Annotated in this window: 19 protein-coding genes and 1 tRNA gene; 9 read left to right on the top strand and 11 right to left on the bottom strand. The window is 42.7% G+C overall.

What is annotated here, in order from left to right; genetic code table 11:
• Window positions 1–250: 250 nt before the first annotated feature.
• The 5 genes from KYS23_RS15670 to KYS23_RS15690 form a co-directional block, all read right to left on the bottom strand.
• Window positions 251–1246, bottom strand: a complete 996-nt coding sequence (locus KYS23_RS15670) for a response regulator (RefSeq protein ID WP_218419325.1) — start codon at window positions 1244–1246, stop codon at window positions 251–253.
• Window positions 1246–4575, bottom strand: a complete 3330-nt coding sequence (locus tag KYS23_RS15675) for an MHYT domain-containing protein (RefSeq protein WP_218396333.1) — start codon at window positions 4573–4575, stop codon at window positions 1246–1248. The genes KYS23_RS15670 and KYS23_RS15675 overlap by 1 nt, the downstream gene beginning before the upstream one ends.
• Window positions 4576–4924: 349 nt before the next feature.
• A tRNA-Met gene (locus KYS23_RS15680) sits at window positions 4925–5001 on the bottom strand.
• A 182-nt stretch (window positions 5002–5183) separates the two neighbouring features.
• Window positions 5184–5489, bottom strand: coding sequence for a 4a-hydroxytetrahydrobiopterin dehydratase (locus KYS23_RS15685; RefSeq protein ID WP_159529867.1), 306 nt, complete (start codon window positions 5487–5489; stop codon window positions 5184–5186).
• A 198-nt stretch (window positions 5490–5687) separates the two neighbouring features.
• A complete protein-coding gene (locus tag KYS23_RS15690; protein ID WP_159529865.1) occupies window positions 5688–8399 on the bottom strand; it encodes a TonB-dependent receptor plug domain-containing protein in 2712 nt (903 codons plus the stop codon).
• A 404-nt stretch (window positions 8400–8803) separates the two neighbouring features.
• Between KYS23_RS15690 and KYS23_RS15695 the strand changes: the two genes are divergently transcribed.
• Together KYS23_RS15695 and KYS23_RS15700 are read left to right on the top strand one after the other, a co-directional pair.
• Entirely contained in the window at window positions 8804–9778 is a 975-nt protein-coding gene (locus KYS23_RS15695; protein WP_159529863.1) for a mechanosensitive ion channel family protein, read from the top strand.
• 42 nt (window positions 9779–9820) lie between these two features.
• Window positions 9821–10003 (top strand): entericidin A/B family lipoprotein, encoded by a 183-nt coding sequence (locus tag KYS23_RS15700; RefSeq protein WP_218419327.1) that lies wholly within the window; start codon window positions 9821–9823, stop codon window positions 10001–10003.
• 92 nt (window positions 10004–10095) lie between these two features.
• Here KYS23_RS15700 and KYS23_RS15705 read toward each other — a convergent pair whose 3' ends face one another.
• Complete coding sequence (locus KYS23_RS15705) at window positions 10096–10404, bottom strand: hypothetical protein (protein ID WP_159529861.1); 309 nt, start codon at window positions 10402–10404, stop codon at window positions 10096–10098.
• A 239-nt stretch (window positions 10405–10643) separates the two neighbouring features.
• Here KYS23_RS15705 and KYS23_RS15710 point away from each other — a divergent pair, with 239 nt between their 5' ends.
• Window positions 10644–11111, top strand: a complete 468-nt coding sequence (locus tag KYS23_RS15710; RefSeq protein WP_159529859.1) for a hypothetical protein — start codon at window positions 10644–10646, stop codon at window positions 11109–11111.
• A 407-nt stretch (window positions 11112–11518) separates the two neighbouring features.
• On the top strand, window positions 11519–12637 hold the full coding sequence (locus KYS23_RS15715) for a mechanosensitive ion channel family protein (RefSeq protein ID WP_201299242.1): 1119 nt from the start codon (window positions 11519–11521) through the stop codon (window positions 12635–12637).
• Between the two features lie 43 nt (window positions 12638–12680).
• On the opposite strand, the gene KYS23_RS15720 is transcribed toward KYS23_RS15715, so the two are convergent.
• On the bottom strand, window positions 12681–13133 hold the full coding sequence (locus KYS23_RS15720) for a MaoC family dehydratase (RefSeq protein WP_159529857.1): 453 nt from the start codon (window positions 13131–13133) through the stop codon (window positions 12681–12683).
• Window positions 13134–13324: 191 nt separating this feature from the next.
• Between KYS23_RS15720 and KYS23_RS15725 the strand changes: the two genes are divergently transcribed.
• Entirely contained in the window at window positions 13325–14227 is a 903-nt protein-coding gene (locus tag KYS23_RS15725; RefSeq protein ID WP_013783800.1) for a LysR family transcriptional regulator, read from the top strand.
• Between the two features lie 194 nt (window positions 14228–14421).
• Window positions 14422–14814, top strand: a complete 393-nt coding sequence (locus KYS23_RS15730) for a DUF3718 domain-containing protein (RefSeq protein ID WP_159529855.1) — start codon at window positions 14422–14424, stop codon at window positions 14812–14814.
• Between the two features lie 165 nt (window positions 14815–14979).
• Here the strand turns inward: KYS23_RS15730 and KYS23_RS15735 are convergent, their stop codons facing one another.
• Entirely contained in the window at window positions 14980–16494 is a 1515-nt protein-coding gene (locus KYS23_RS15735; RefSeq protein ID WP_218419329.1) for a mannitol dehydrogenase family protein, read from the bottom strand.
• A gap of 9 nt (window positions 16495–16503) precedes the next feature.
• Window positions 16504–18219, bottom strand: a complete 1716-nt coding sequence (locus KYS23_RS15740) for a purine-cytosine permease family protein (RefSeq protein ID WP_159529851.1) — start codon at window positions 18217–18219, stop codon at window positions 16504–16506.
• Window positions 18220–18999: 780 nt separating this feature from the next.
• Between KYS23_RS15740 and KYS23_RS15745 the strand changes: the two genes are divergently transcribed.
• From KYS23_RS15745 to KYS23_RS15755, 3 genes are all read left to right on the top strand, one after another.
• Window positions 19000–19656 carry an HAD family hydrolase gene (locus KYS23_RS15745; protein ID WP_218419331.1) on the top strand — a complete coding sequence of 219 codons (657 nt, stop codon included), beginning with the start codon at window positions 19000–19002 and terminating at the stop codon, window positions 19654–19656.
• Window positions 19657–19670: 14 nt separating this feature from the next.
• Complete coding sequence (locus tag KYS23_RS15750) at window positions 19671–20627, top strand: sugar-binding transcriptional regulator (RefSeq protein WP_159529847.1); 957 nt, start codon at window positions 19671–19673, stop codon at window positions 20625–20627.
• A gap of 478 nt (window positions 20628–21105) precedes the next feature.
• Window positions 21106–21501 (top strand): DUF3718 domain-containing protein, encoded by a 396-nt coding sequence (locus KYS23_RS15755; RefSeq protein WP_013783794.1) that lies wholly within the window; start codon window positions 21106–21108, stop codon window positions 21499–21501.
• A 120-nt stretch (window positions 21502–21621) separates the two neighbouring features.
• Here the strand turns inward: KYS23_RS15755 and KYS23_RS15760 are convergent, their stop codons facing one another.
• The gene (locus tag KYS23_RS15760; RefSeq protein WP_159529845.1) at window positions 21622–22533 is read right to left on the bottom strand and encodes an alpha/beta fold hydrolase; all 912 of its coding nucleotides are present in this window, start codon (window positions 22531–22533) and stop codon (window positions 21622–21624) included.
• Between the two features lie 72 nt (window positions 22534–22605).
• Entirely contained in the window at window positions 22606–24405 is a 1800-nt protein-coding gene (locus KYS23_RS15765) for an acyl-CoA dehydrogenase C-terminal domain-containing protein (protein WP_218419333.1), read from the bottom strand.
• Between the last annotated feature and the right edge of the window lies 1 nt (window position 24406).

Raw genomic sequence — 24406 nt, forward strand, 5'->3', positions numbered from 1 at the left:
CAACAAAAAGCCCCGGACTAGCGGGGCTTTTATTAAAATTCTGAACCCATATCTGTCACAAAGACAAATGCAAACACATGGGTAAAAAACACCGGTAGGTGATAGTTTGCTAATAATGGAAGCGTTACTTTCCTTAACACTGAGGGAGCCCGCTACCATCACTTAATGAGTGTATTATACTGATTGGTGCCACATTAAGCAACAGCACTCGAGTATTAGTTGTTAGACCATGTTTGACAATACAAGATGATTAGTCCTCGTCTTTCCACTTTTCTTTTATTTCTAGTATCTGAGGCAATTTTAACATCAGCAAATCAATGAGTGCCGGATCAAAATGCTTACCCTTCTGGCTCTCCATAAACGCGAGTGTTTTTTCTACGCTCCACGGCTCTTTGTAAGGCCGTTTACTGGTAAGCGCATCGAACACATCAGCCACGGCACATATCCTTCCCTCTATAGGAATATCTTCACCTACTAGCCCGTTGGGATATCCACTACCATCCCATTTTTCGTGGTGGGTAAGTGACACTGACTTAGCTATCACTAATAACGCGGAATCGCACTCCCCTAAAATTTCGGCACCAATTTCAGGGTGTGTCTTCATGATTGCAAACTCTTCGTCTGTCAATTTACCTGGCTTCAACATGATGCTATCAGAAATACCGATTTTACCAATATCGTGCATTGGCGCAGCGTGCAGCAATATTTCAGCTTGTTCATCACTAAACCCGTATGCTAACGCCAACTCTTTCGAATAATGGCTCATGCGCAATACGTGCATACCGGTTTCGTTGTCTTTATATTCAGCCGCGCGGCCTAAGCGCTGCACCACTTGCAATCGAGTGCGCATTAATTCGTCAGACTGCACTAACGATAAATGGGTTTTCACTCTGGCTTTTACTACCGGTGGTGAAATGGGTTTAGTAATATAGTCTACTGCGCCTACTTCAAAACCTTCCGCTTCATCGTGCTCATCATTTAACGCGGTTACAAATATAACGGGAATATGACGTGTGTCATCTCGGCCTTTTAATATTCTACATACCTCGAACCCTGTTAGCCCTGGCATCATGATATCTAACAGAATAAGTTGGGGTTGTCGTTGCGACGTTATTCTAATCGCCTCTTCACCGTTTTTGGCAAAAATCAGTTGGTAATCTGCGGCTAACAGTTGCTTTAAGACTCTTAAATTTACGGGCTCGTCATCGACGACCAACAAGGTAGGTTTTTCAATAGTTTTAAGCATTATTGCGTTTTAGTCTCTCTGGCCAAAGTATCAATTAGCTCGACGAGCTGCACTGTGGCACGTTCGAACTCAAAATCATCAATATCCATGATAATGGAGGCTATGGTGTCTTTGTATTCGCCACCAGCAAGCGTCTTAACTTCTTGTAATTCATCTTCATCAAGCATGTTTTGCTCAACACTTTGCTTTAATTTAACGAGGTGCGCTAACAACACAGCGTAGTCGACGTCTTGCTTAACTTGCACCGTTTGAGTCTCAGTAGTGCCTTGTAGCCATGTTATCACTTCGTTGAATGATTTTTTAAGCAATTGTACTGTGGAAATGTCTAATTCACCAGCCTGTGCATTTTTCTCAATATCACGGCATACCGACATCAAAGGGTCCAAACACAAGTTTCCGGCAACCCCTTTAATGCTGTGGGCCAATGATGCTGTTTTTGATGCATCGTCATCGAGAATAGCAGTCGTTATTTGCGCAATTTTAGCTTCGTTTTCGCGGGTAAATCTCGCCACTTCATTACGATGAGTTTGCGCATCACCCCAGAGCATAATGGCTCGATTTAGGTTAACCACTTTGCTTGATTTTGGTTTCTCCGACTTGTCATCATTAACAATTAATGTGGCTGATTCATCAATTTCTTTGCCCAGTACGCGTGCCATTTCTCGGGTAAGCACGGGGTAATCGATAGGCTTATTAGCAAATCCGTCCATTCCCGCATCGGTGGCGGCATGTCTATCCTGCACTAATACACTGGCTGTTAACGCAATAATTGGCATTGGAGGTAGGCTATGCTCAGCTTCGTATTTTCGTCTTTGCATCGATGCTTCCAAGCCATCTAATACAGGCATCTGTAAATCCATTAGCACCAGTTCGATACCGGGTATATTCATTTTCAACAGCGCTTCTTGACCATCTCTTGCTACCTCAACGGTATGACCAGAGCGAGTTAATAACAAAGACAACAAATCTATATTTTGCGCAATATCGTCTACGATAAGAATATGCATTGGTGGCAATTGGGCGGGCTTGCCCTCTTCCACTACCCTAGGGGCAATTGCAGGTACTAACGGCAAGCGGAAGGTAAAGGTGCTACCTACACCGAGTTCGCTTTGCGCACATATGTTTCCGCCCATCAACTCAACAAGTTGTTTAGATATGGTAGTGCCTAACCCAGTTCCGCCATATTTTCTGCTCATTGAGGCGTCAGCTTGAGCGAAAGCGTCGAATACACGAGTTACCTGCTCACTATTCATGCCAATGCCCGAGTCTTTTACTTTAAAGTAAACAAATGAGCTATCGCTGGATACGTCTAAAACCACACTTCCATCACCAGTAAATTTAACGGCATTACCAATTAAGTTATTTAGCACCTGCCTGATACGCTCAGGAACACCATGGTAGGCCTCGCGAACTTCACTTCCCACCTGTACTTCTAAGGAGATTGTTTTGCGTTTGGCTTCTAGCCAAAATGTCGACACCACCGTATCGACTTCTTCGCGAATGATGAAGTCGCGATACTCTAAATCGAGTTTGCCTTTGTCTAACTTTGCGCTATCTAGAATATCGTTTAATAGATGTAGCAGTGAACGTGCAGAGCGATTTACCGTGGTAAGATGGCTATGCTGTTCTGGCGGCATTTTTTCAGCAAGCATTAAGTCGCTGAACCCGATAATGGCATTCATTGGGGTTCTTATTTCATGGCTCATATTAGCAAGAAAGTTCGTGCGAGCTGCCGCAGCCTGCTCTGCTTTTTCTTTTGCCGCTTTAAGTTCCTCTTCCATTTCCCTTCGGGCGGTAATATCAGAAATAAAGCCATCTAAGTAAATGGTGTTGCCTTTCTCATCAAGCACATGAACACCGTGTTCGGTCACCCATCTAATATCACCCGCTTTATTAAAGATGCGGTACTCGATACTAAAGTCTTTTTGACCAGCTACTTCCTCTTCTATTCGCTCCATATCATCAGGGTGACAAAGGGAACCAAACGTTATTTTAGGGTTGGGTAGAATAAAGTCATCAGCGGTATATCCCGTTATTTCACACACTGCGTCGCTGATAAATACCATGGGCCAATCAGGCTCATTCAAGCACCGGTATGCGATACCTGGAATATTAGAAATGAAACTTCTGAATTTAGCTTCACTCTCACGCAACGCATCTTCCATTGCTTTGCGTTTTCTTAAATCGGAAAAAAAACCAACGAACAAGGCGTTACCATCTAGTTTGGTATAACCAATCCCAACACGAACAGGAACGATCTCTCCACTTTTACCGACGATGACCACCTCTCGGCTAGTACCAATTATTTGTTCAGTCGGCACTGATTTTTGTTCGAAAAAATCTCTGTCGTATATTGATTTTTTATCGGCTGGGGCCAGTATTGCCCCGTGTTGTCCAATGAGCTCTTCCGGCGTATAGCCTGTCACCGCGGTGACTGCAGGGTTAGCCGTTTTGATGATGCCTTTACTGTCTACCGTAATAATGCCATCTACGGCAATATCTGTAATAGCTCGCTGAATTTTTTCGCTTTCGATAGCACGGAAACTCACATCTTTGTACTTGAACAACAGGGTAATACCCAGCACCAGCGCAATAAGTGTAACCGTTACCATGGCGATGGTAAGTGCCAAGTAAATTGATATTTCAGAGGGTTGGGAAGAAAACTCCATACCTGGCGGCATGACAAACCTAGCGGCTGACATTCCAGTGTAATGCATGCCAGCTATAGCAAGCCCCATGACAACGCTCGAAATAAACGCATCCCTTCCCAAGCTCGACTTTTTTGTCCCTACAGCGGTTAGACCGAATTTGATCCAAAGTGCCAGCATGGCCAGGCATACCGCAACAACAATAGACAATAAAAATAATGAAGGGTTATAACGAAGCAAAGGCGACATTTCCATGGCCGCCATGCCACTGTAATGCATTGTGCCGATACCTGAGCCAACTAAAACGCCACCAATTAATATTTCAGTGAACGAAATAGTTGACCTTGTCATAAGATAGAGCGCGACCCAGGCCGCCGCTATACCCGGTAAGGCAGACGCTAAGGTTATCCCTACGTTGTAGGAAACGGCGGTACATAGTTCAAAGGCGAGCATACCTAAAAAGTGCATGGCCCAAATTCCGCCGCCCAAAGCAAAACTGCCTGCACTAAGTAATGCATATTTTCTGAATTTATTGGTGGAAGTCGCCGCCTGAGTAGCAACGTTAAATGCCATAAACGACGCAAAGATGGCAATCATTAATGACAGTGCTACTAAGCCAAAGTCATATTGTCCGTCGAGCAAAGTGACTTCTTGCTCTATCATGAAAAATTGTTGAATCATACTACCCATCAGCGCATTTAAAAGCATAAGTGATTTAGGAACTTACAAATATACATGCAGTATATTTTTCCCTTTTTTACTGTTTAATACTTTTACCATCTTATGCACGCTAATTAAATAAGCATTACCAATTAAATTAACCAATAGGTGTTGGAAGGCATTACCATTTGCATGATTTTAACGACCAGGTATACGGGGTATAAGAAAGCGCCAATATGACATTTGCGCAATCACACTAACATGTCGAATTAAGTGTTATTGGTAAAGAGGCTAATATCGAGAATATAAAGAATGGGTAAAAATAGATTTACAGATACAAAAAACCCCGGCATAAGCCAGGGTTATAATGTGGTTGCGGGAGCAGGATTTGAACCTACGACCTTCGGGTTATGAGCCCGACGAGCTACCAGACTGCTCCATCCCGCGCCAGAAAATAACGTTGTTGGTTTGAGGTGTTTGATGTCTCCCTTCAACGTGGGGCGTATTATACATACGCACTTTTGTAACACAAGGACTTATTACTTAATTATTTCACTTTTCTGACTGAACGCTTTATTATTAATCGTTATGCTTAATCGCCAAGCAATTCAAGGTTAAAAATTAAACGTTTAGGGTTTAAAGCTTTCCATTTTTGTTGCCAGTTTAAAATCTAATTCGCTTAAACCACCCACATCATGAGTCGTTAATTTCACTTCAACCCGGTTATAAACATTAAACCATTCCGGATGATGTTTTAATTTCTCTGCCCAAATAGCAATTTGTGACATCCAACCAAATGCACGAATGAAACTTTTAAAGGTAAATGTCTTCTCAATAGCATTGTCGTTCAATGCCCACCGTTCATTTTCCTCTAGACCTTCATTTAAGGTTTCGAGGTTTACTTGAATTTCTTCACGGGTTAGTAGCGTACTCATATAGCCCTCCTTCACTTGAAGTAAACAATGTAAACAATACGCTTTATGAATTCAGCTTTTTAGATAAGAAAGTGTGGAAGTAAAAAATACTAATGTTGGCGAGAAATCTTTACATAAAAAAGCGACCTATGAGAATGCGCATTTTCATGAACACTCAACATAGGCCGCTAGGATTTTGTGGGTTAAGAAAGTTAAGTTTTAAAACTCTACCGCTAACCGTGCATATATTTGACGCCCACGGGGGTCATGCACTTTTGAATCAAAACCGCTATTAGTAAACAACTGAGGGGGATCTTCATCAAACAAGTTCAATCCGCCTACGGTGACAACATAACTTTGTTCCGTCTCAAACAGTGAGCCTAAGTCGATATTGTACTGAGCATCTACTGTGACATGGCTGTCTACTTCATAGAAACCATCAGCGCATCCACCGATATTTGCAGTCCCATCAGAACAGTTTTGATCATCGTCATAAGATGAGATGTAACGAACGAATAAGTTTGCTGCATGAATGTCATTTTTCCATGCAAGACCAAAGTTCATTCTTAGTTCCGGTGAAGATACCCCGATATTGTTGAAGTTCCTGCGGCCTGCCCCGTCAATATTTTCAGCTTGAGGATCATTTAAGTCATACTTTGTGATGTAAGTGGCGTTTAGGGTTGGTGTAAAGCTACCCACGCCAGTATCAATTTTATAACTAGTGACGAAATCAATACCTGATGTTTCCATCTCACTTGCATTAACGTAGGTATTGTTAACCTGTAACACAGGGCCGTTTAACGGGTCGCCAGCACGAATAATGCGATCGGTATCAGTTGGATCTAAGTTCAACACTGCTTGTGCGTTTTCTTGAATAATCAAATCTTCAAACTTGAAGTTCCAATAATCAACCTCTACAGAGAAATCGCGGAAAGGCTCGTATGAAAAACCAATATTATATGCAGTAGATTCTTCCGGTTTTAGATTTTCGTTACCTGAGGTTCTTACCGCAACAAACGCCGTAGCACCTTGCACTGGGTCAATAAGTTGCTGCAATGACGTAGCGCCACCTTGCGCTAAGAACACAGTAGGTGCTCTAAACGACGTAGACACGGAGCCCCGCAGTGAAAACTCATCGGTAGCGCGATAGGACACTGCGAGTTTAGGGTCCACTGTACTACCTATGCTACCGCCGTAATCTTCATATCGAACGGCGAGTTGCACATCTAAGTCTTCGCTTAATGGTAAAGCAAGTTCACCAAAGGCAGCCCATACATCTTGGCTTCCATCAATATCTGGATTACCAATAACGAAGGTGAAACTGTCTTGGTTAGCCAAATCATCATAATCTTGGCTTAACTGTTCTTCGCGATATTGCACACCTACTGCTAGTGCGGCAAAACCACTACTCATTTCAAAGATATCAAATGAAGTAAACGCTTCGAACACTTCAAGATCAGCTTTTGAATCTATGATTTCTGTGCCCGTGAACGAATCTACCACGTAGTCTGAGTTGGGCGCTGACGTATAGGAAGTAGCAAAAGGATTGAAGAATTCACAATTACCTTCGCCTGGTGTTCCCGCGATAGGATCACATGCCGAGCCACCCAAACCGTACAACGCTAGCTGGAACTCAGTGTTTAATACATCAGGCACTTTGAATAAGAAATCATTCACTGCACGGGTATAGCTCACCTCCCAGAAACCGCTGTCAGTCACACCTTGTAAATTAGTGCTGAATCTAAAAGTATCTGATTCTGTGTTGGCTGGATCACCATCGAATCCATTTCCTTCAGCGCGGCCAAAGAAGGCGACAGACTGACCGAATGGGTTTTGTGGGTGATAATCAGGAACAATCGGTGATGTTAGAATCGGGAAACTTGGCGCCCCGCCACGTTCGGCGCGGTTACGCGCCATGCTGAGCTCGGCTGTCCATGTAATATCATTGTCAAACTCATAGTCTGCTCTTACATAGGAATTTATTCGACTTTCATCTGCAACATAGGAATAGAACTTACCAAAATCGAAGCCGCAGAAACCAACTTCTAAGCCTGGAATCGTTCCACTGGGAGCAAGTAAATTAGGTGCACCACCAAATTCCTCACACCCATAAGGGTCGATTATAGGTAATGTTCCAGCGCCTGGAATAGTTACAAAATAAGATGCTGGGTTACCTAACGCACTAGTGTCATCTTGAGGGCGACTTAAACGTCGGTCACTTAAAAATAACGGTGAACGGTTCGTGTAGCTGATGGCAGCTAGCACACTACCATTGTCGCCTGTAGCGCCCCATAAACCTTGAAATATATATTCTTTGTTATCACCATGGGCACCGTCTTGATAATCAACACTGACCATCGCACCATCGTAATTGCGTTTAGTAATGAAGTTAACCACCCCTGCAACCGCATCTGAACCGTATAAGGCCGATGCACCGTCTTTTACGACTTCCATTCTATCAATGGCAATCATAGGCACGAGTGAACTTGTATCAACGAAATTTAAACCCTCGTTTGTAGGCTGAGCAGTAACGACTTGGCGTTTGTTATTTAATAGTACCAAGGTAGAAGCAACCCCTAACCCGCGAAGGTTAATATTTGAGGTACCTGCGGTGGCATTTTGCGTAAAGGCATCAGGGTTATTCTCTGCGCCAGTATTAATTGTTAATGTTTGCGTAATATCCGCAATATTTTTTGCACCTATTGAATCGATAGCTACGCTGTCTACTACCGCTAAGGGTGATGGTGACTCAAAGTTCTCACTGCGACGAACAAAGCTCCCTGTAACAAGAATTAACTCTACATCTTTTTTATTTTTAGATTCAGCTTCAACTTCTTCGTTAGCATCTTGCGCATTCGCTAAAAAAGGAGAACAAAATAAGGCAGAGCTGACTAAGGCAGCTACTGCAGTCTTACGCGTTTTAAATTTCATAGTGTGATTCCAAATCTGGGCGCATCACTACCGGTAAAACCCACACTTTCCGCTAGCAACAGGCTGGACGATTTCTCATTGTTATTGTGAAAGGTCAATGAACAATCTTTGACCTGCAATATTGATGTTAAGCGTCAATACATGCTTTGTAAATTTATTGTGAATAATATATTTACATTAATTTTACACATGGTCAGACCACTGTAACTTTTGTCTAGCCTCTATGAAAATTCATTTAGTTATTGCGTAGTTATTTCTCACCCTTGTATTTTTTTCTTATCACTTTTGTATCCATACCAGTCCGAAATTTATTTTCACTAACAAAAACAGCAGCATAACAACATTTAACGACGGAATAATTCTTGAATAGTCACTGTCATATTGTTAGAAAATAAAAGAATTTTATGGATTTTCCGAATATTGACGACTTTTACCAACTGATCAACCAGAAGCTAGAGGGTTGGATCGAGAGCGGAATTAAGCACCTACCCAACTTTGTAGTCGCTATATTAATCGCTATTGTTTTCGGAATACTGGCAAAAGTGGTAGGGAATATTGTTGGAAAGGTAATGCGCAGAGCATTCGAATCTCGTCAAATCGCTAAATTACTTACCTCTATCATCAAGTCACTCATTATTGTTTTCGGTATTTTCATTGCGCTGGATTTTGTTGGCCTCAAGGGCACGGTCACATCACTGCTTGCTGGTGCGGGTATTGTAGGTTTAGCCATTGGTTTTGCATTTCAAGATATGACAGAAAACCTCATTGCAGGGATTGCGATGGGTATACGTAAACCCTTCGAAATTGGTGATGTGGTTGAAGCTGAAGGCGTTTTCGGAACGGTAGAGGAAATTAACCTGCGAAACACCTTAGTCGCTACTTTTTACGGGCAACGTGAAATCATTCCCAATAAAATTCTATTTAGAAATATTTTAACTAACTATTCAGTTGAAGGTATTAGGCGTATTGAGGTTCCCGTGGGCATTTCCTACGCCGATGACATTGAAAAAGCCGCCGAAGTCATTACCGACGCAATGAATGAAAAAGACTACGTAATAAAGAAAGACGAAACTGCGGTTTACGCTGCGTCATTCGGTGATTCAAGTATCAATCTATTGCTATGGTTTTGGATACGTTACCCAGGCGACCCTGGCTTTATGGTGGTGCGCCACGAAGCTATATGTACTGTTAAACGTGTATTAGAAGAAAACGACATCTTAATTCCCTTCCCTATTCGTACGTTGGATTTTAATTCCAAGGGAAGCGATAAGCTTAACAGTATGCTTGAAAAGAAAGAGACCACTTCAGGCACCGAATCATCCCCAACGCGCAATTCTGGCGATCAAGTAAATGGGGATAGCGAAGCGAGTGATGAGTAAAGAAACTAAATAACGTTAATTATTAATATCAGGAGACATGTCATGAAAAGGTCAGTTTTGTCGTCATTTTTAAAGTCGAAATTACTTAGAGGTAGTTTCACCGCGCTATTGTTTTCATCTGCTGTGGTAGGTGTAAATGGATGCGCTACTGTAGAAGGTGCAGGGGAAGATATACAAAGCGCTGGCGAAGCCATTGAAGAAGGTGCTGAAGACGCAACTAATTAATTTATCACTTTGTTGTTCTGGTTAAGCCACGCTGTAGACTTCTATAGTCGTGGCTTACAACAGTGGCCTTAAATATATTTGCTTAACACCAGTTAACGTCTTTCTATCGCGGGAATTTCAATATAGGCATCTGGATCAGATTCCTTTAATGCTTCCAGTTTATTCTTTCTTCTCGCTCTCTCGTCAATGGTTTCACCAAAAACCTGAAAGTGTAAGTCAGCGATAAGCGCCTGCCCTTGCTTTTTACTTATTACGCCAAGTAGTTCGCCTGCGTGCATAAACCCTTGCACTCGGTATTTATCGGCATCTACGTTTTTTCCCTCTTTACTTGCCGTGTATAAATTTACGAGCTGAGTAGTGCATGCCTCTATAAACTTGGTTACTTCTCTTTCGTTATACATCGCAGTGCTCCTTTTAATTAACTAACAATGGCCTCTACAGTAGCTTTCAATTACTTTAAGCCGATATCCCTGCATAAGAGTTTACCTATTTAAGTGAACAAAGTGGAATGTCTTATTTAGCCGTCGCTTGCGCACTTCAACTAAAGTTCATTGGTGAGGTGTGAATATCGTGCCTACGCTGTAGAGAGTGCTAGAAGAGGTCTTTCTAGGTATTCACTATAAAAGTAAGTGAGCACATCATGCGAGCACAAATAGCGATAGGATTGATTACAACCTTGGCGTTTGCCCCCTCCGTTGCTGCAAAAGGAAAGGCTCATCATTGGCAAACGTCCCCTCATCATTTTTCCGCTCTAGTAGGCACAACATATACAAAAGAATGTGGAAACGCGTTCACCGTAGGTATTGATTACGAATATCGTGTTACCGACTTTTTAGGGCTTGGCTTTGTGGCCGAATACGCATTCGAAGATTTAGACGCCTACACATATTTGCTGGTTGCGGATCTACACATTACTACGAATTTTATCGCACAGATTGGTCCTGGGGTAGAGTTCCACGGTAGCCATAAAATGGAAGTTGTCCGATTGGGCTTTTTATATGAGTTTGAGGTATCTGGTGTTAGTGTTTCGCCCCAACTGCACTATGACTATCATCGAAATCACAAAAGCGCTGTTGTTGCCGGTATCGCTATTGGTATGTCTTTTTAAACAACCTTTAGAACATGCGTATAAAAATAGGCAATTCTGATTACCGGTTACGTTAGTTTTTTATAAGTTTGGTACCTGACAAGTATTTAACTCGCTTGATTAAATAGTAAATCCTTATTGCTTTGCACAAATTTAATGCACTCGTTTAGCATTGAAGCAAGCGACTTCCCTTTTCATGCATCTTCTGCTTCCGTCCGCCACCTACTGCTATCGCCCGTGTTGAAACGCTCCAGGGGAAAATGACTCCCCCTTTTTAGCGTTAATGCCCTCTAGATTCTTTTGTGTGAATTTGGCTGGAACGTTAATTGCTGCACATAGTAGTGTTTGTATTCACACTGAGGTTCTAAAACGCCCTTAGTATGAATGGCTTAATTGTGTATCCATATGTTATTGGTCAAGGGAAAGCCATGCCAGAAGTTAACTTCGCAGGTTTAATGTTAGTGCCTGAATTAGTTATCACCGTTACTGTGATACTTGCTAACCTATTCATGTTCTTACTTAAGCGCATCTTTTTGCGCAAGTTTTTGCTGCTTACCGACCGTACTTCACATTTCTATGACTCTTTGCTAGCCCACTCGTTAAACCTGCCGCTCACTATCCTTATTTTTGTTATCGATATTTGGATTTTAAATTGGCTGTTCGACAAGTACGATATTGTGAATGCGTCCTATGCCAGCTCAATATCGCTTGCCTCTAAATTATTGCTGATCATTGCCGCTATTCTTTTCTTAAATCGTTTTGCCGTGGGGTTACTTGCCAACCAAACACAGCGCTCAGATTCTCTTCGAAGTAGCACGGGCATAATTAAAGGCATTGTGAAAGGTCTTATCGTGGGTATTGGCCTATTGATTATGTTGGGTACATTAGGGATTTCAATTACGCCCATTGTTGCGTCGTTAGGTATTACGTCACTGGCTGTTGCCCTTGCCCTTCAACCCACCTTGGAAAACTTCTTTTCAGGGGTTCAACTGGTCATGGACAAGCCTATTAGAGTTGGCGACTTCATCGAATTAGAGAGTAAAGAACAAGGTTTTGTAGAACGTATTGGTTGGCGCTCAACGTGGATAAAGATGCTACCCAATAACACCATTATTGTGCCAAATAGTGTATTAGCTGAATCAAAAATAATTAACTATTTCTACCCGAGTAAAGAGTTATCAGTACCGGTTGATGTAGGTGTGCATTATAACTCTGACCTTGAGCACGTAGAGAGGGTTACCCTTGAGGTCGCCAAAGAAATATTGGTTTCTCACGAATGGGGAGTAGGCGATTACGATACCTTTGTGGTGTACCACACCTTTGATAATTCCAGCATCAATTTCACAGTGATGTTAAGAGCAAAAGAGTACTTCCATCGGTTCTTTATTAAATCGGCATTTATCAAGGCATTACATAAGCGCTATGCCGCAGAAGGTATTATTATTCCCTACCCAATACGGGCCATTAATACCGACCAAGAGAGCCCGCGTATTGATGTTCAAACTACCAACATCCCCAACAACGCAAACGAGCCTCCTAGCCGGTAGAATGCAGAGTACAACATATAGAATACTCAGCGCTAATTGCTCACTAGCTAGGTTGCATTACTGCCAGCATCAGAAACGTTCCTACCAGTGCAGGTTTGCCTGACGAGGCTAGCACGCAGCTTGATTCCATTTTAAATAGTTTCCCCGCAGGCTTATTAACGACTTCTACCAACTTGAAGTGATATTTTATCGCATCGCCTGATTTTACAGGCTCTAAAAAACGTAATGAGTCAATACCATAGTTAATGGTTGATGCAATTTTGTCTGATGGTGCGAGTACACCTTCAAACGCTTTGGGCATAACTGACGCAGTTAAAAAACCATGTGCAATAGTGGTTTTAAACGGGCTCTCCTTTTTACACCGTTCAGTATCAAGGTGTATCCATTGATAATCCCCTGTAGCTTCAGCAAATTGATTAATCATGTCTTGTGAAATGGTAAGCCATTCAGCTTGTTCAAGGGTTTCTCCAACTGCTAAGTCGATGAGTGTTTTCATAATTTTTGACCAATGGTAGTTAATTTAAGACGAACAGTACTATTGATGTATTGAATATTTCAATTAACTTTTAATAATAGGTATTTATAAATAACCTTGTTACAATGAGGTAAAAATAATATTAACCAAAGAATTCGCCGGTTACCTTTTAGGTATTTTCATACTGGCACTCGCCAGACAAGGATTGCGCAATGAATCTAAATAGAATTGATTTAAACCTTTTCGCCGTATTCGACGCCATATATACAGCGGGAAGCCTAACTAAAGCAGCGGATGTGCTATGTATTACCCAACCTGCGGTGAGTAATTCACTGGCTCGTTTACGGGAAATGTTGAACGACCCTTTGTTCGTCAGAACCGGGCATAGTATGACACCCACCCCGGTTGCTCAGAACATTATTGTACCTGCGAGACAAGCCTTAGCATTGCTAAGAAAGAGCGTGCAAGAGAGTCATACGTTCGATCCTTTAACAGCAGAAAAGGCATTTAACTTTGCCAGCAGAGATTTGCTAGAAGTTAGTATTATGCCAAGGTTGGTTTCGCGGTTACAAAACTTAGCGCCCAATATTAGCCTTACCAATTATGAAATTCCTCGTAGCCAGATAGTATCTGCGATGGCCAGTGGCACCTTAGATTTCTTTGCCGATGCATCTACATTTAGTGACCCGCATTTGTGCAAAGAGAAGATAGCGCAAGACAGGTTTGTGGTATTAGCACGAAAGAATCACCCTGCTTTAAAGAACGGGTTAGATTTGGACACCTTTCTACGCCTCGGTCACATTAATGTGTCGCAACGAAAATCAGGTGCAGGTCCTATAGATGTCGCCCTGGATAGAATGGGTAAACGCCGTAAAGAAGTCATGAGAAGCCAACACTTCTTAACCGTGCCCAGCACAATCGTGAAAACCGATCTTATTGCTTGCTTGCCATTTCATTTAGCTAAGCACTACGATTTAGCCATTTATGAATTACCCTTCGACTTACCTACCGTTGAATACTTCTTATACTGGCACGTGAGTGCAGATCATGATTACGCTCATATGTGGATGCGTGAACAGATAATGGAAGTATCAAGCCACTTTAAAAGCCACTAACTTTTACTACTTGTTTTTGAAGGCACACCTCTTTAAGTGGTGTGCCTTTTTTATTTGCATCTTCCCTTTCTATTCCGCTTAGATATTAAACTCTATACCTTAGTATTAGACCCACTCTTTCTAATCTTAATAGTTTTGCGTTTAATAGAACCCAACGAACGAACATACTTTTAAATTAAACCGAGGAATTGACCATGTTGAAAATCGTTAAAACTTCGCTAGTTATCGCAGCAACTTTGGGTGTATCTGGCATGGCGCAAGCCAACGTAAACGAAGCATTAGCAAACATTTGTACTATTGTACAAGCAGATGATAAAGGTGAGCTACGCAAAAAAATGCGTTCTGTAGAATCAGATTACCGCCTTAAATTAAAAGATTATTATTCAGGTGTTAGCTGTAACGGTAACAGCCTGATACGCACAGCAATGCTGAGCAACGCTGTAGAAGCAGGTTCGCTTCTTGTTAAGAAAATGCCAAAGAGTGATTTATCAGCACCAGAAACTGACGGTAAAACGTTGCAAGCATGGGTTTCTGAGAATGGCTTGGAAGGTAACGAAATTGCCACAGTCTTGAGCGGTCGTTTGTAAACAGCCTTGAGCGAATAAACAGCCTTGGGCGAATAAACAGCCCTGAGCGGAAGATTGTAAGACTGACTAAAAAATTCACATACCATGTGAAAAGATTCAACATGGTTGCAGAGTAATCTGCACTTAAAGAGGCGACCATAAGGTCGCCTCTTTTCTTTGTGCCTGTTACACGAGCGCCGGCTCGCTTGGCGCACTCGTTAACGATTTGGCTATGTCTAGAATAGACTCACCGCTATAAATACGGCTCAAGTAATCTTTAAACAAAGGCGTAAAGCCTGACTCATCACTTAAATCACCGAAAACACTGGTCACTTTCAAGAAAGACAAAGGATCATCTTGGTAACGTGAAGCAGCCTGGTGCAATTCATCTGCAAGTTGATCTTGAATAACTAGGGGCGTACCTTTTTGCGAAGTACGCTTGTCTGAATAGAAACTCCACGCTGCAAGTATTAAGGCGCTAATATCAACTTTTCCACCATTTGCTAAATTCTCACGAATGGTAGGTAGTAAAAATACAGGAATTTTTGCTGAGCTTTCTAAACAAATTCTGGAAAGCGAATCTTTAATATACGGATTTGCAAATCGTGCTAACAAAATATTTTTGTAATCGTGAACATCAATACCTGCAACCGGGTCTAGTGTTGGCATGACTTCATCTACCATGAAGGTGGCAAGAAGAGAACGAAGTTCCGTTTGCGCTACGCTTTCATGAATTGTATCAAGATCGGCAAGTGAACCCGTTAACCCCAATACAGAATGACCCGCGTTCAGCATTCTCAGCTTCAACTTTTCGTAAGGGGCCACATTATCGACGAACTGTGCGCCAACATCTTCAAACGCGGGGCGTTCATTACAAAACTTATCAGCAATAATCCATTGATCGAAGGGTTCGCATACCACAGGCCAGCTGTCTTCAATGCCTGAATCAACTAATGCCGCTTTGTCTTCATCTGTTGTTGCTGGGGTAATACGATCGACCATTGAATTAGGAAAGCTTACGTTTTCCTCAACCCACTGTGCGAAATCGGTATCCGCAAGACGAATATAAGACAGCAACATGGCTTTAAGTACATCACCATTATGTTGAATGTTATCGCACGACATGACAGTAAAAGGTGCAATACCCATTTCTTTACGCTTTTTAAGTGCAGCGGTTACATAACCAAAAACTAATTTCGGCGATTCAGGATTCGCTAAGTCATGCTGTACATCGGGGTTTTGTGCAATAAATTCCCCGGTAGTTGGGTCGAAGTTATACCCACCTTCCGTGATAGTCAGCGAAACAATTTTAATTGCCTCCGACGCCATTTTATCAATGATGGCCACGGGGCTATCGCCCGCAATTAAAAAGTCAGTAAGTGCACCAATAGCACGCGCTTTGCGGTCGCCATTGGCGTGCTTCTCTACCAACGTATAAAGGTAGTCTTGCTCTTTTAATCGTGATTGCATATGGCGGTCGGCTTCACGCAGCCCTACCCCACAAATACCCCACGAGGTGTCACCTGTTACGTTCATATACGCATCTACGTACATGGCTTCATGGGCGCGATGAAAACCGCCCACACCAACATGAACAATACCGGCTTCTACACGAGATACATCGTACTGAGGTACAGCGATGCTCTCATCAAGAGAAGGTAACGCAGTACGGTTCAAACGCATATTAGTTGCTGGTTGCATAAAAAACCTCTATTTCGCAAGTGCTTTGTGGCGACGCATTGACCAGTAAGCAGTAGTAAAGTAAATAATTGTGCATATGAAAGCCAAGTTAAAGAACAGCTCTCTGTTGCCTTCGTAATTCGCTATATCTGGGCTTAGCGAAAACGTATTAATGGCTAATAACGTCGTCGCTAATAGGCTACCCCAAGACACAACTTGTAGTAATTTCGATAACAATGATGTGTCAATTGCAGGTGCTGGAATCTCAGCGGCTTGGCGTTCCTGTTGCACTTCAACTTCTGTATAAAAAGCATCCATTTCTGCTTTTTCTTCAACGTATTGACGCTTTGCACCATACTTTGCTGCCAACAAGGTGTAGACAATAATGGTAAATATCCACGTTGGAATAAATAGGTAGTAGAATGAAATAATATCTAGTGCGTTTAGACCAAAACCAAATACAAGCCCTAATCCCCAGGTCGCCACCGCAGGTGTACTATGCGTTAAGTTTTGGAAATGTGCCCAGTAACGTGTGTAACCAATACGTGGGAATATTACGTGTTCAGCGAATACAATCCCGCCTACAGGCACAACGAGTAATCCAGCATACGTGAGTAACGGAAGTAGCTTAGTAAATACGAAAGGGAAACACGCGATAACAACGGTAACCATACCTACTGTGGCGGTGGTTTTAATCCGAGATTTATCTTTAAAAATAGCCTGTGCAGCCAAACCTGCACGGTACAAGTTAGCATTCGCTGTTGTCCAACCAGCAACAATAACGATGACCAAGCCAGATAAACCCAATGCGTGGAAGGCTACATCGCCTGGGTCTAATTCAGTAATAGATTTTTGGACGATAATGGCAGTTCCTGCCCCCATAATACCGGCAGAAATCCATGCCACATAGTGACCGAAAAGCATACCCGCAGAAGTAGTAAGACCGTAGACTTTACGCTTTGCAAAACGAAGCATAGCCATATCAATCAATCCGAAATGGGTGATTGTATTTGCAGCCCAAGAGAAACCAATAACTTCAAGCAAGCCAATGCCCTGCTCACCAGAGGGGGTTAAACCAGTCCATACCGACACAGACCCTATGTGCATGAAGTCAGCCCAACTTGTTAGGAAGGTTTGACCAATTACTGCATCAGCCAAAGCTGGCATTAGCACTAATGGACCACACACAAACATAGTGAATAGCCAAGGTGCACAAATACGAGAAAAATCAGACACCGCGTTAAAGCCGTACATGGCAACAAACACCACAATAACGCCAACCGCTGCAACAACACCGACAAACGCAAGGTTCGTTGGATACCAATCTAGTTGCGCAGGTATATTCAATGCGAATCGAACCGCGGTAGCTGATACCGTGATCATGGCGGCAGATATAACTGTAAATATGATGACATTAGCCCAGTTATAGAGCTTGGTCATCGAATCACCGGCAATTTTGTGCAAGTAAGTATATAAACTTAGGCGTGTATCTACGGCAATGGGCGTAGTGATCAGCGTCCAACTAAGCACAGCCAATATGTTACCGATGAGTAAACCAAACAGAATGTCGGTCATGGTTGCGCCTAGGGCAACAAACGTAGCACCAAAGACAAACTCGGTGGCTGCAACATGCTCACCAGCATAAAGTCCCATGAAGTGCTTCCAGCCCTTCAACTGGTGTTTAGCAACAGGGAGTTGCTCGTCACCTATCTGTGCAATATCGACATTGCTTGAATTCGTTTTCATTTTTTATCTCGCTACTTGATTCATCACTTTGGGACAACTCGCCGAGCATTTTACTGCCATGTACCAAAACTAAACTTGTAATGAGCGCTATTATTTTCACGTTAACACTCATAAAAACGATACCAAGACCTAAACTACCACTGAAGATTAACAGGCTTGGCTTAGTAATTTCTGCCCACCTGAGCATTTGCCACTAAACTGGGTTATTTCTCAATTGGCAATACTTACATATCGATGTTTAAATGTAAACGGAATTAACAAGCCTAACGTTATAATTCGGTTAACAAGTTAATTTGTATCCAATAAATGTTATTACTAATAGGTTCGTATTGGGGTGAATCTAACTGCTATTGCTATGTTTATGGGCCGTTTGTTGACTTAAAAACGCCGTAAGGGCACGATATGTTATGCGTAAGTAAATTAAGTATATTGAAGTCATAAGCCTGACCGCCTGATTAATACACCGCCCGCATTTACTTTTTAGAACTTATTCTATCGATTGGAATAGTGAAAAATGGCGAAGCTAGCGTTGTTTTGTCTCAGTTGTTGCACATTACTCAAAAAGACGTTTGCCCCTACGTTTACTCATGGAGCTAAATAGCTAAATTAAGTAAAATTGAAGTGGTTTCTGGCTGGGCTTGTACGTAAAATTCCCTCCTTGTGAAGTACTAAGCCTCTCTGGAAATCGCTATGGGAAACACTACGCAGATCATACGCTGCGACACATTCATTCGGGCTATATGCCGTTTTAGCAATATATAAGTGGGCATAAGGAATAACATGACAATAGAAAGCAGCCTTGTCATTTTCGACTGTGATGGCGTGTTAATCGATAGTGAAGTGTTATCGATGCAAAGCTGGCAGCACTTACTTGAAACCTATGGAGTGTTGATTAGCGCGGACTATTTTATCAGCAACTTTCTTGGCAAAAGTATGCAACATGTTGAACAGCAACTTCAGCATGATTTTGGCCTGACTGTTACCACTCAAATTAAAGATGAATTTCATGTTTTGCTGAATAAAAGCTTTGCTGAAAACTTAATGCCGACACCGGGCATTATAAGTCTGCTGACAAGGCTCAATGTTCCCTATTGCCTTGCAACTAGCAGTTCAGCCGAGCGCACAGAGTACGCCTTATCTTGTACTGGCTTAAGCCAGTATTTCACTAGCAATATATTTACACGTTCTCTTGTGAAACATGGGAAGCCAGCCCCCGATCTCTTTTTATATGCGGCTGAAAAAATGGGGGTTACGCCTAAACAATGTATTGTCATTGAAGACTCCCCTGCGGGTATTGAAGCTGGGATTGCCGCAAACATGCAGGTTATTCATTACACAGGGGGGAGTCATTTAAAGGATATGCCAACAAACCACACGACAACCTTCTCACATTGGGATAACTTTATACAAGCCTACCCTATGTTGGTATCTGATTGATGGAACAAGAATAAATGAGTAAAAAACAACACCTAGAAAATCAACGTCTCGATGAAGCCGCGCGTGCTGGGTGGCTTTATTATGTAGGCGGTAAAACACAAGACGAAATTGCCAAACGCTTAAATACCTCTCGACAAAGTGCCCAGCGCTTAGTGGCGTTGGCCATGTCTGAAGGGCTAGTGAAGGTGCGACTCGAGCACCCTATTGCCCGCTGTATGGAGTTAGCTGAAACCATTCAACAGCGTTTTGGGTTGCAGTTTTGTGAGGTAGTCCCCTCTGTGGTTGGCGACGAAAATTCTACCTTGGGGTTGGGACAAGCCGGTGCCAGTGCTATAGAGCGCTCACTTAAGTCTGACTCACCGCAAACTATTGCGTTTGGTACTGGTCGCGTATTGCGTGCTTGTGCTGACGAACTGGCGTTGATGAACTGCCCCCAGCATAAAATTGTGTCATTAGTAGGGAATATTGCTAACAACGGTGAAGCCACTCGCTATGATGTAGCAGTGCACATTGCCGATAGAGTGAGAGCTCAACACTATCCAATGCCATTACCTGTTATTGCTGGCTCTGAAACCGAGCGCGAACAATTGCATCAACAGGCTCATATTGCGCGTATTCACGAACTGGCTCGGCAAGCCGATATTACTTTTGTAGGCATTGGTAATTTAGGGAACACATCGCCCCTGCATGTAGATGGCTTCATTAGTGATAACGAAACACAAAGCTTGTCGTCATTGGGTGCCGCAGGTGAAATCATTGGGTGGGTGTACAATCGTGAAGGCGCTATTGTTGATTGTGAAGTGAATCGAAGGGTAACCAGTAGCAAACTCACTCTAGCTTCCGAGAAGCCAGTTGTGGGTATCGCAGCAGGTATGAATAAGAAAGACGCCATACTCGGTGCCTTGCGATCCAAGCTTATCAATTCACTCATTACCAATGAAACTACTGCTCAAGCCTTACTTAATAGCTAACGAGCTTTTTCATAGCGCGTAGATAGGTAACCTTGTTGGTTATTTATCTACGCCTATTTATACTGCAATTCAATAACGCCACCATTACGGCCATTCTTCTTGTGAACAAAAAGCGGATTCACCTATAACGCTGCTTGTCATCCAACGAAATTCAAATAAAGTGAAAAAATTAGCGATTTTGAGCAAGCTGGGCGGTGAAAATACTCCTTAAACTAACCTTTCTAGCTTATTTTTGCGCATTTTTACTGATTAATTGCAGTAGAACGCCCAATTTCAACTTTTCTTATACTTTAGGTTGGCACCTTACAAATAAAGGCCTAGAACCCGCCACCCGCCCTACAACTTTGGTATAAGGTATACTTTGGGATACCTTGTTATTCCCTTGCATGTTTTCTGACCTGCCCATTTGGTTTTTAATTACTCCCGAACCGAACAGACAAACTTTAAATTAAACATTAAATACGAAAGGAAATTAACCATGTTGAAAATTGTTAAAACTTCTTTAGTTATTGCAGCATCTACTCTTGCTTTCTCTAACGCAGCACAAGCCGATGTAAACGAAGCGCTAGCGAACATTTGCACTATCGTTCAAGCAGACGATAAAGGCGAGCTACGTAAAAAGATGCGTCGTGTACAATCAGATTTCAAATTAAAATTGCATGATTACTACTCAGGTATTTCGTGTAACGGCAACAGCCTAATCCGTACTGCTATCGTAAACAACGCGGTAGATGTAGGTACACTTTTGGTTAAGAAAATGCCAAGTCGTGAACTACAAAACCCAGAAGCAGACGGTAAAACACTTCAAGCGTGGATTGCTGAGCAAGGTCTACAATCAAGCCCTATCTCTAGCGAACTTAACGAACGTATCTAGTTTTTAAGATACTTCGCACCATGTAAAGATACAGCAGTTCAACATGGTAACGGCAGGATGCCGTGCTTGTGGCCCCGAAAGGGGCCACGCCCCTTTCCCATATTGCTTTTCAAAAAATGCTTACGTTATAAAATCCGTTATTTCTCTTGCCGCCCAGCTCGCTTGCTCTCTATGTACCCAATGTGTCGCCGTATCGTGATACACAATTCGTAGGTCGGGAACGTAAGTTGCTAAACCATTCAAAATGCCTTCATCAAACGCATCATCTAAACGCCCCCATAATACCAATGTAGGTAAACTGACGCGTAGAAGCGGCACATGTATACGTGACAATTCAGCGTCAGGTGCATGCTCATCCGGTGCCATTTGTGGCATTTCTCGGTAATAGTTCAGCATGGCTGTTAATGTTTGGTTATTGCGCCAACTACGAAGCAACCTTGCCCCATAGCTTTTTTCGTTAGCCTTGTGACCTGAACTTTCAAACATGGCAGTACCCAGCATATCCTTAAGCATGGCAAAATCGGTCTGCTGTAAAACTATCTCTGCATCTTCTGCCGCTAATGCTTTTATGTATTCACTTTTCTTACGCTGTGCACTACTTGCTTTAAGCGCTTGAGTGAAAGTGCTGGGGTGCGCTGCATTTATAATAACCAGCTTAAGAAACAAATCAGGTTGAAAAGCCGCTAGCGGCCAGGCTATCGCCCCACCCCAATCATGACCCACCAATATCGCTTTTCGGCCTTGGCTTACCGTACGAACGAATTCACCCATACGAGTAACCAGCGAAGGAACTTGGTAATCGCTGCTATCTGGTAATGATTCTGATTGATGGTATCCCGGTAAATCTGGCGCAATAATATGATAATTACTTGGTAATACATTGATGAGCGCTTCCCATGCATGGGCATTTTCAGGGAATCCATGAAATAAAATCAATAACGGGCTATCTGAGGTTCGCCCTTTTCGTTCTAGATAATGAATAGAATGGTGTTGGATGGAAACGGCGTGAGATGTTACTGCGTTTAGTGGCATACCTAGCCTTTCGCAAAACAGTAAAAAAGAAAAATGCCGAGCAGGTGCTCGGCATTTCATTACATATCGTATTTACTCGATAGCAAACATGCTTTCTGGCATAGACATAAGGTTGTCTGAGCCTGAGTGCATGGCTGATACAAGTGAACGGGTACGCGTTAGTAAGCGATCAAAATAGAAACCAGTGGTTAATATTTTGCTCTTATAGAACTCGGTCTCAGTACTACCTGCATCAAGTTGCTCTTGTGCTTTAACGGCCATTTTCAGCCAGAAATAAGCAACTGTCACATAGCCTGAGTACATAAGGTAATCGACCGACGCGGCACCAATCTCATCAGGATTGGAGGCTGCTGCTTTACCAATATCCATGGTAAGTTGCTGCCACTCATCTAAATGAGACGTTAATGCATTTGTCCATGCACTGAACTGGGCTTTACCGCGAAGCGATTCGCAATATTCACGTACTTCTTGTACAAATACATTGAGCAATTCACCATTAGAGCCCATCACTTTACGGCCTAATAAATCGATAGCTTGGATACCCGTAGTTCCTTCGTACATAGTACAAATACGCGTATCACGCGCTAACTGCTCCATGCCCCACTCTTTGATGAACCCATGGCCACCGTAAACTTGCATACCGTAGCTGGTGCTTTCTTGCGCTGTTTCTGTCAAGAAGGCTTTAACAATAGGTGTTAATAAAGCAAGCTTAGTATCAGCTAGCTTCTTCTCTTGTGCATCATCACCGTAAAGGGTCACATCAACCAACTGCATGCAGTAAGCTGCTAATGCACGGTTACCTTCTGCAAACGCTTTTTGCGTAAGTAGCATACGGCGTACATCGGGGTGCACAATAATTGGATCTGCAGGACCATCTTGGTTCTTACGACCAGTTAATGAACGAAATTGAATACGATCTTTAGCGTAACGCAATGCACCTTGGAAAGACGCTTCAGAAGCAGCTAAGCCTTCAAGGCCAGTACCGATTCGGGCAGTGTTCATAAAGGTGAACATGCAGTTAAGGCCGCGATTAGGTTGGCCAATCAAGAAGCCCTTCGCACCGTCGAAGTTAATCACACAGGTTGCACTGGCCTTAATACCCATTTTGTGTTCAATACTGCCGCACGCAACGGCGTTGCGATCTAGCTTTTCGCCGTCATCAGACACGTTGAACTTAGGTACTGCAAATAACGAAATACCTTTAGTGCCTTCTGGCGCACCAGGCAAACGCGCGAGTACAATGTGAACGATATTTTCAGACATATCGTGCTCACCGGCCGAGATGAAAATCTTCGTACCCGTCAAGCTGTAGCTGCCATCGTCTTGTGGTTCTGCGCGGCATTTAAGCATGCCCAAATCTGAGCCACAATGCGCTTCTGTTAAGCACATGGTACCTGTCCATTCACCGCTAATAAGCTTCGGTAAATACTGGTTTTGAAGTGTTTCAGTTCCGTGCGCTTTAATAGTTTCCATGCAGCCTTGGCTTAAGCCAGGGTACATAGCCCACGAGTGGTTTGCACCGGAAAACCATTCAGCAATAATAGAAGAAAGTGAATAAGGCAGTGCTTGACCACCAAACTCTTCAGGGTGAGACATACTTGGCCAGCCGCCTTCAACGTATTGTTGATAAGCTTCTTTAAAGCCAGCAGGGGTAGTGACTTCACCGTCTACCCACTTACACCCTTCTTCGTCACCCGACATGTTGATGGGTGCTAGGCTATTTTCAGAAAACTTAGCCGCTTCAGAGAAGATAGCTGATACTAAATCTTCTGATGCTTCATCAAAGCCAAGCTTTTGATAATGTTCTTGATAGTTTAATAGCTCATGTGTAACAAACATGGCGTCGCGTTGTGGAGCTTTATAACCTTCCATA

Origin of the sequence: Alteromonas lipotrueae (genome assembly GCF_019249255.1) — a bacterium.
GTDB classification, from domain to species: Bacteria; Pseudomonadota; Gammaproteobacteria; order Enterobacterales; family Alteromonadaceae; genus Alteromonas; species Alteromonas lipotrueae.

Coding starts and splice junctions, on each gene's coding strand:
- KYS23_RS15750 (WP_159529847.1), top strand. CDS start 19,671: ATGAGTAAAAAACAACACCTAGAAAATCAACGTCTCGATGAAGCCGCG.
- KYS23_RS15735 (WP_218419329.1), bottom strand. CDS start 16,494: ATGCAACCAGCAACTAATATGCGTTTGAACCGTACTGCGTTACCTTCT.
- KYS23_RS15755 (WP_013783794.1), top strand. CDS start 21,106: ATGTTGAAAATTGTTAAAACTTCTTTAGTTATTGCAGCATCTACTCTT.
- KYS23_RS15740 (WP_159529851.1), bottom strand. CDS start 18,219: ATGAAAACGAATTCAAGCAATGTCGATATTGCACAGATAGGTGACGAG.
- KYS23_RS15715 (WP_201299242.1), top strand. CDS start 11,519: ATGCCAGAAGTTAACTTCGCAGGTTTAATGTTAGTGCCTGAATTAGTT.
- KYS23_RS15760 (WP_159529845.1), bottom strand. CDS start 22,533: ATGCCACTAAACGCAGTAACATCTCACGCCGTTTCCATCCAACACCAT.
- KYS23_RS15695 (WP_159529863.1), top strand. CDS start 8,804: ATGGATTTTCCGAATATTGACGACTTTTACCAACTGATCAACCAGAAG.
- KYS23_RS15705 (WP_159529861.1), bottom strand. CDS start 10,404: ATGTATAACGAAAGAGAAGTAACCAAGTTTATAGAGGCATGCACTACT.
- KYS23_RS15765 (WP_218419333.1), bottom strand. CDS start 24,405: ATGGAAGGTTATAAAGCTCCACAACGCGACGCCATGTTTGTTACACAT.
- KYS23_RS15720 (WP_159529857.1), bottom strand. CDS start 13,133: ATGAAAACACTCATCGACTTAGCAGTTGGAGAAACCCTTGAACAAGCT.
- KYS23_RS15710 (WP_159529859.1), top strand. CDS start 10,644: ATGCGAGCACAAATAGCGATAGGATTGATTACAACCTTGGCGTTTGCC.
- KYS23_RS15690 (WP_159529865.1), bottom strand. CDS start 8,399: ATGAAATTTAAAACGCGTAAGACTGCAGTAGCTGCCTTAGTCAGCTCT.
- KYS23_RS15675 (WP_218396333.1), bottom strand. CDS start 4,575: ATGATTCAACAATTTTTCATGATAGAGCAAGAAGTCACTTTGCTCGAC.
- KYS23_RS15700 (WP_218419327.1), top strand. CDS start 9,821: ATGAAAAGGTCAGTTTTGTCGTCATTTTTAAAGTCGAAATTACTTAGA.
- KYS23_RS15745 (WP_218419331.1), top strand. CDS start 19,000: ATGACAATAGAAAGCAGCCTTGTCATTTTCGACTGTGATGGCGTGTTA.
- KYS23_RS15730 (WP_159529855.1), top strand. CDS start 14,422: ATGTTGAAAATCGTTAAAACTTCGCTAGTTATCGCAGCAACTTTGGGT.
- KYS23_RS15685 (WP_159529867.1), bottom strand. CDS start 5,489: ATGAGTACGCTACTAACCCGTGAAGAAATTCAAGTAAACCTCGAAACC.
- KYS23_RS15670 (WP_218419325.1), bottom strand. CDS start 1,246: ATGCTTAAAACTATTGAAAAACCTACCTTGTTGGTCGTCGATGACGAG.
- KYS23_RS15725 (WP_013783800.1), top strand. CDS start 13,325: ATGAATCTAAATAGAATTGATTTAAACCTTTTCGCCGTATTCGACGCC.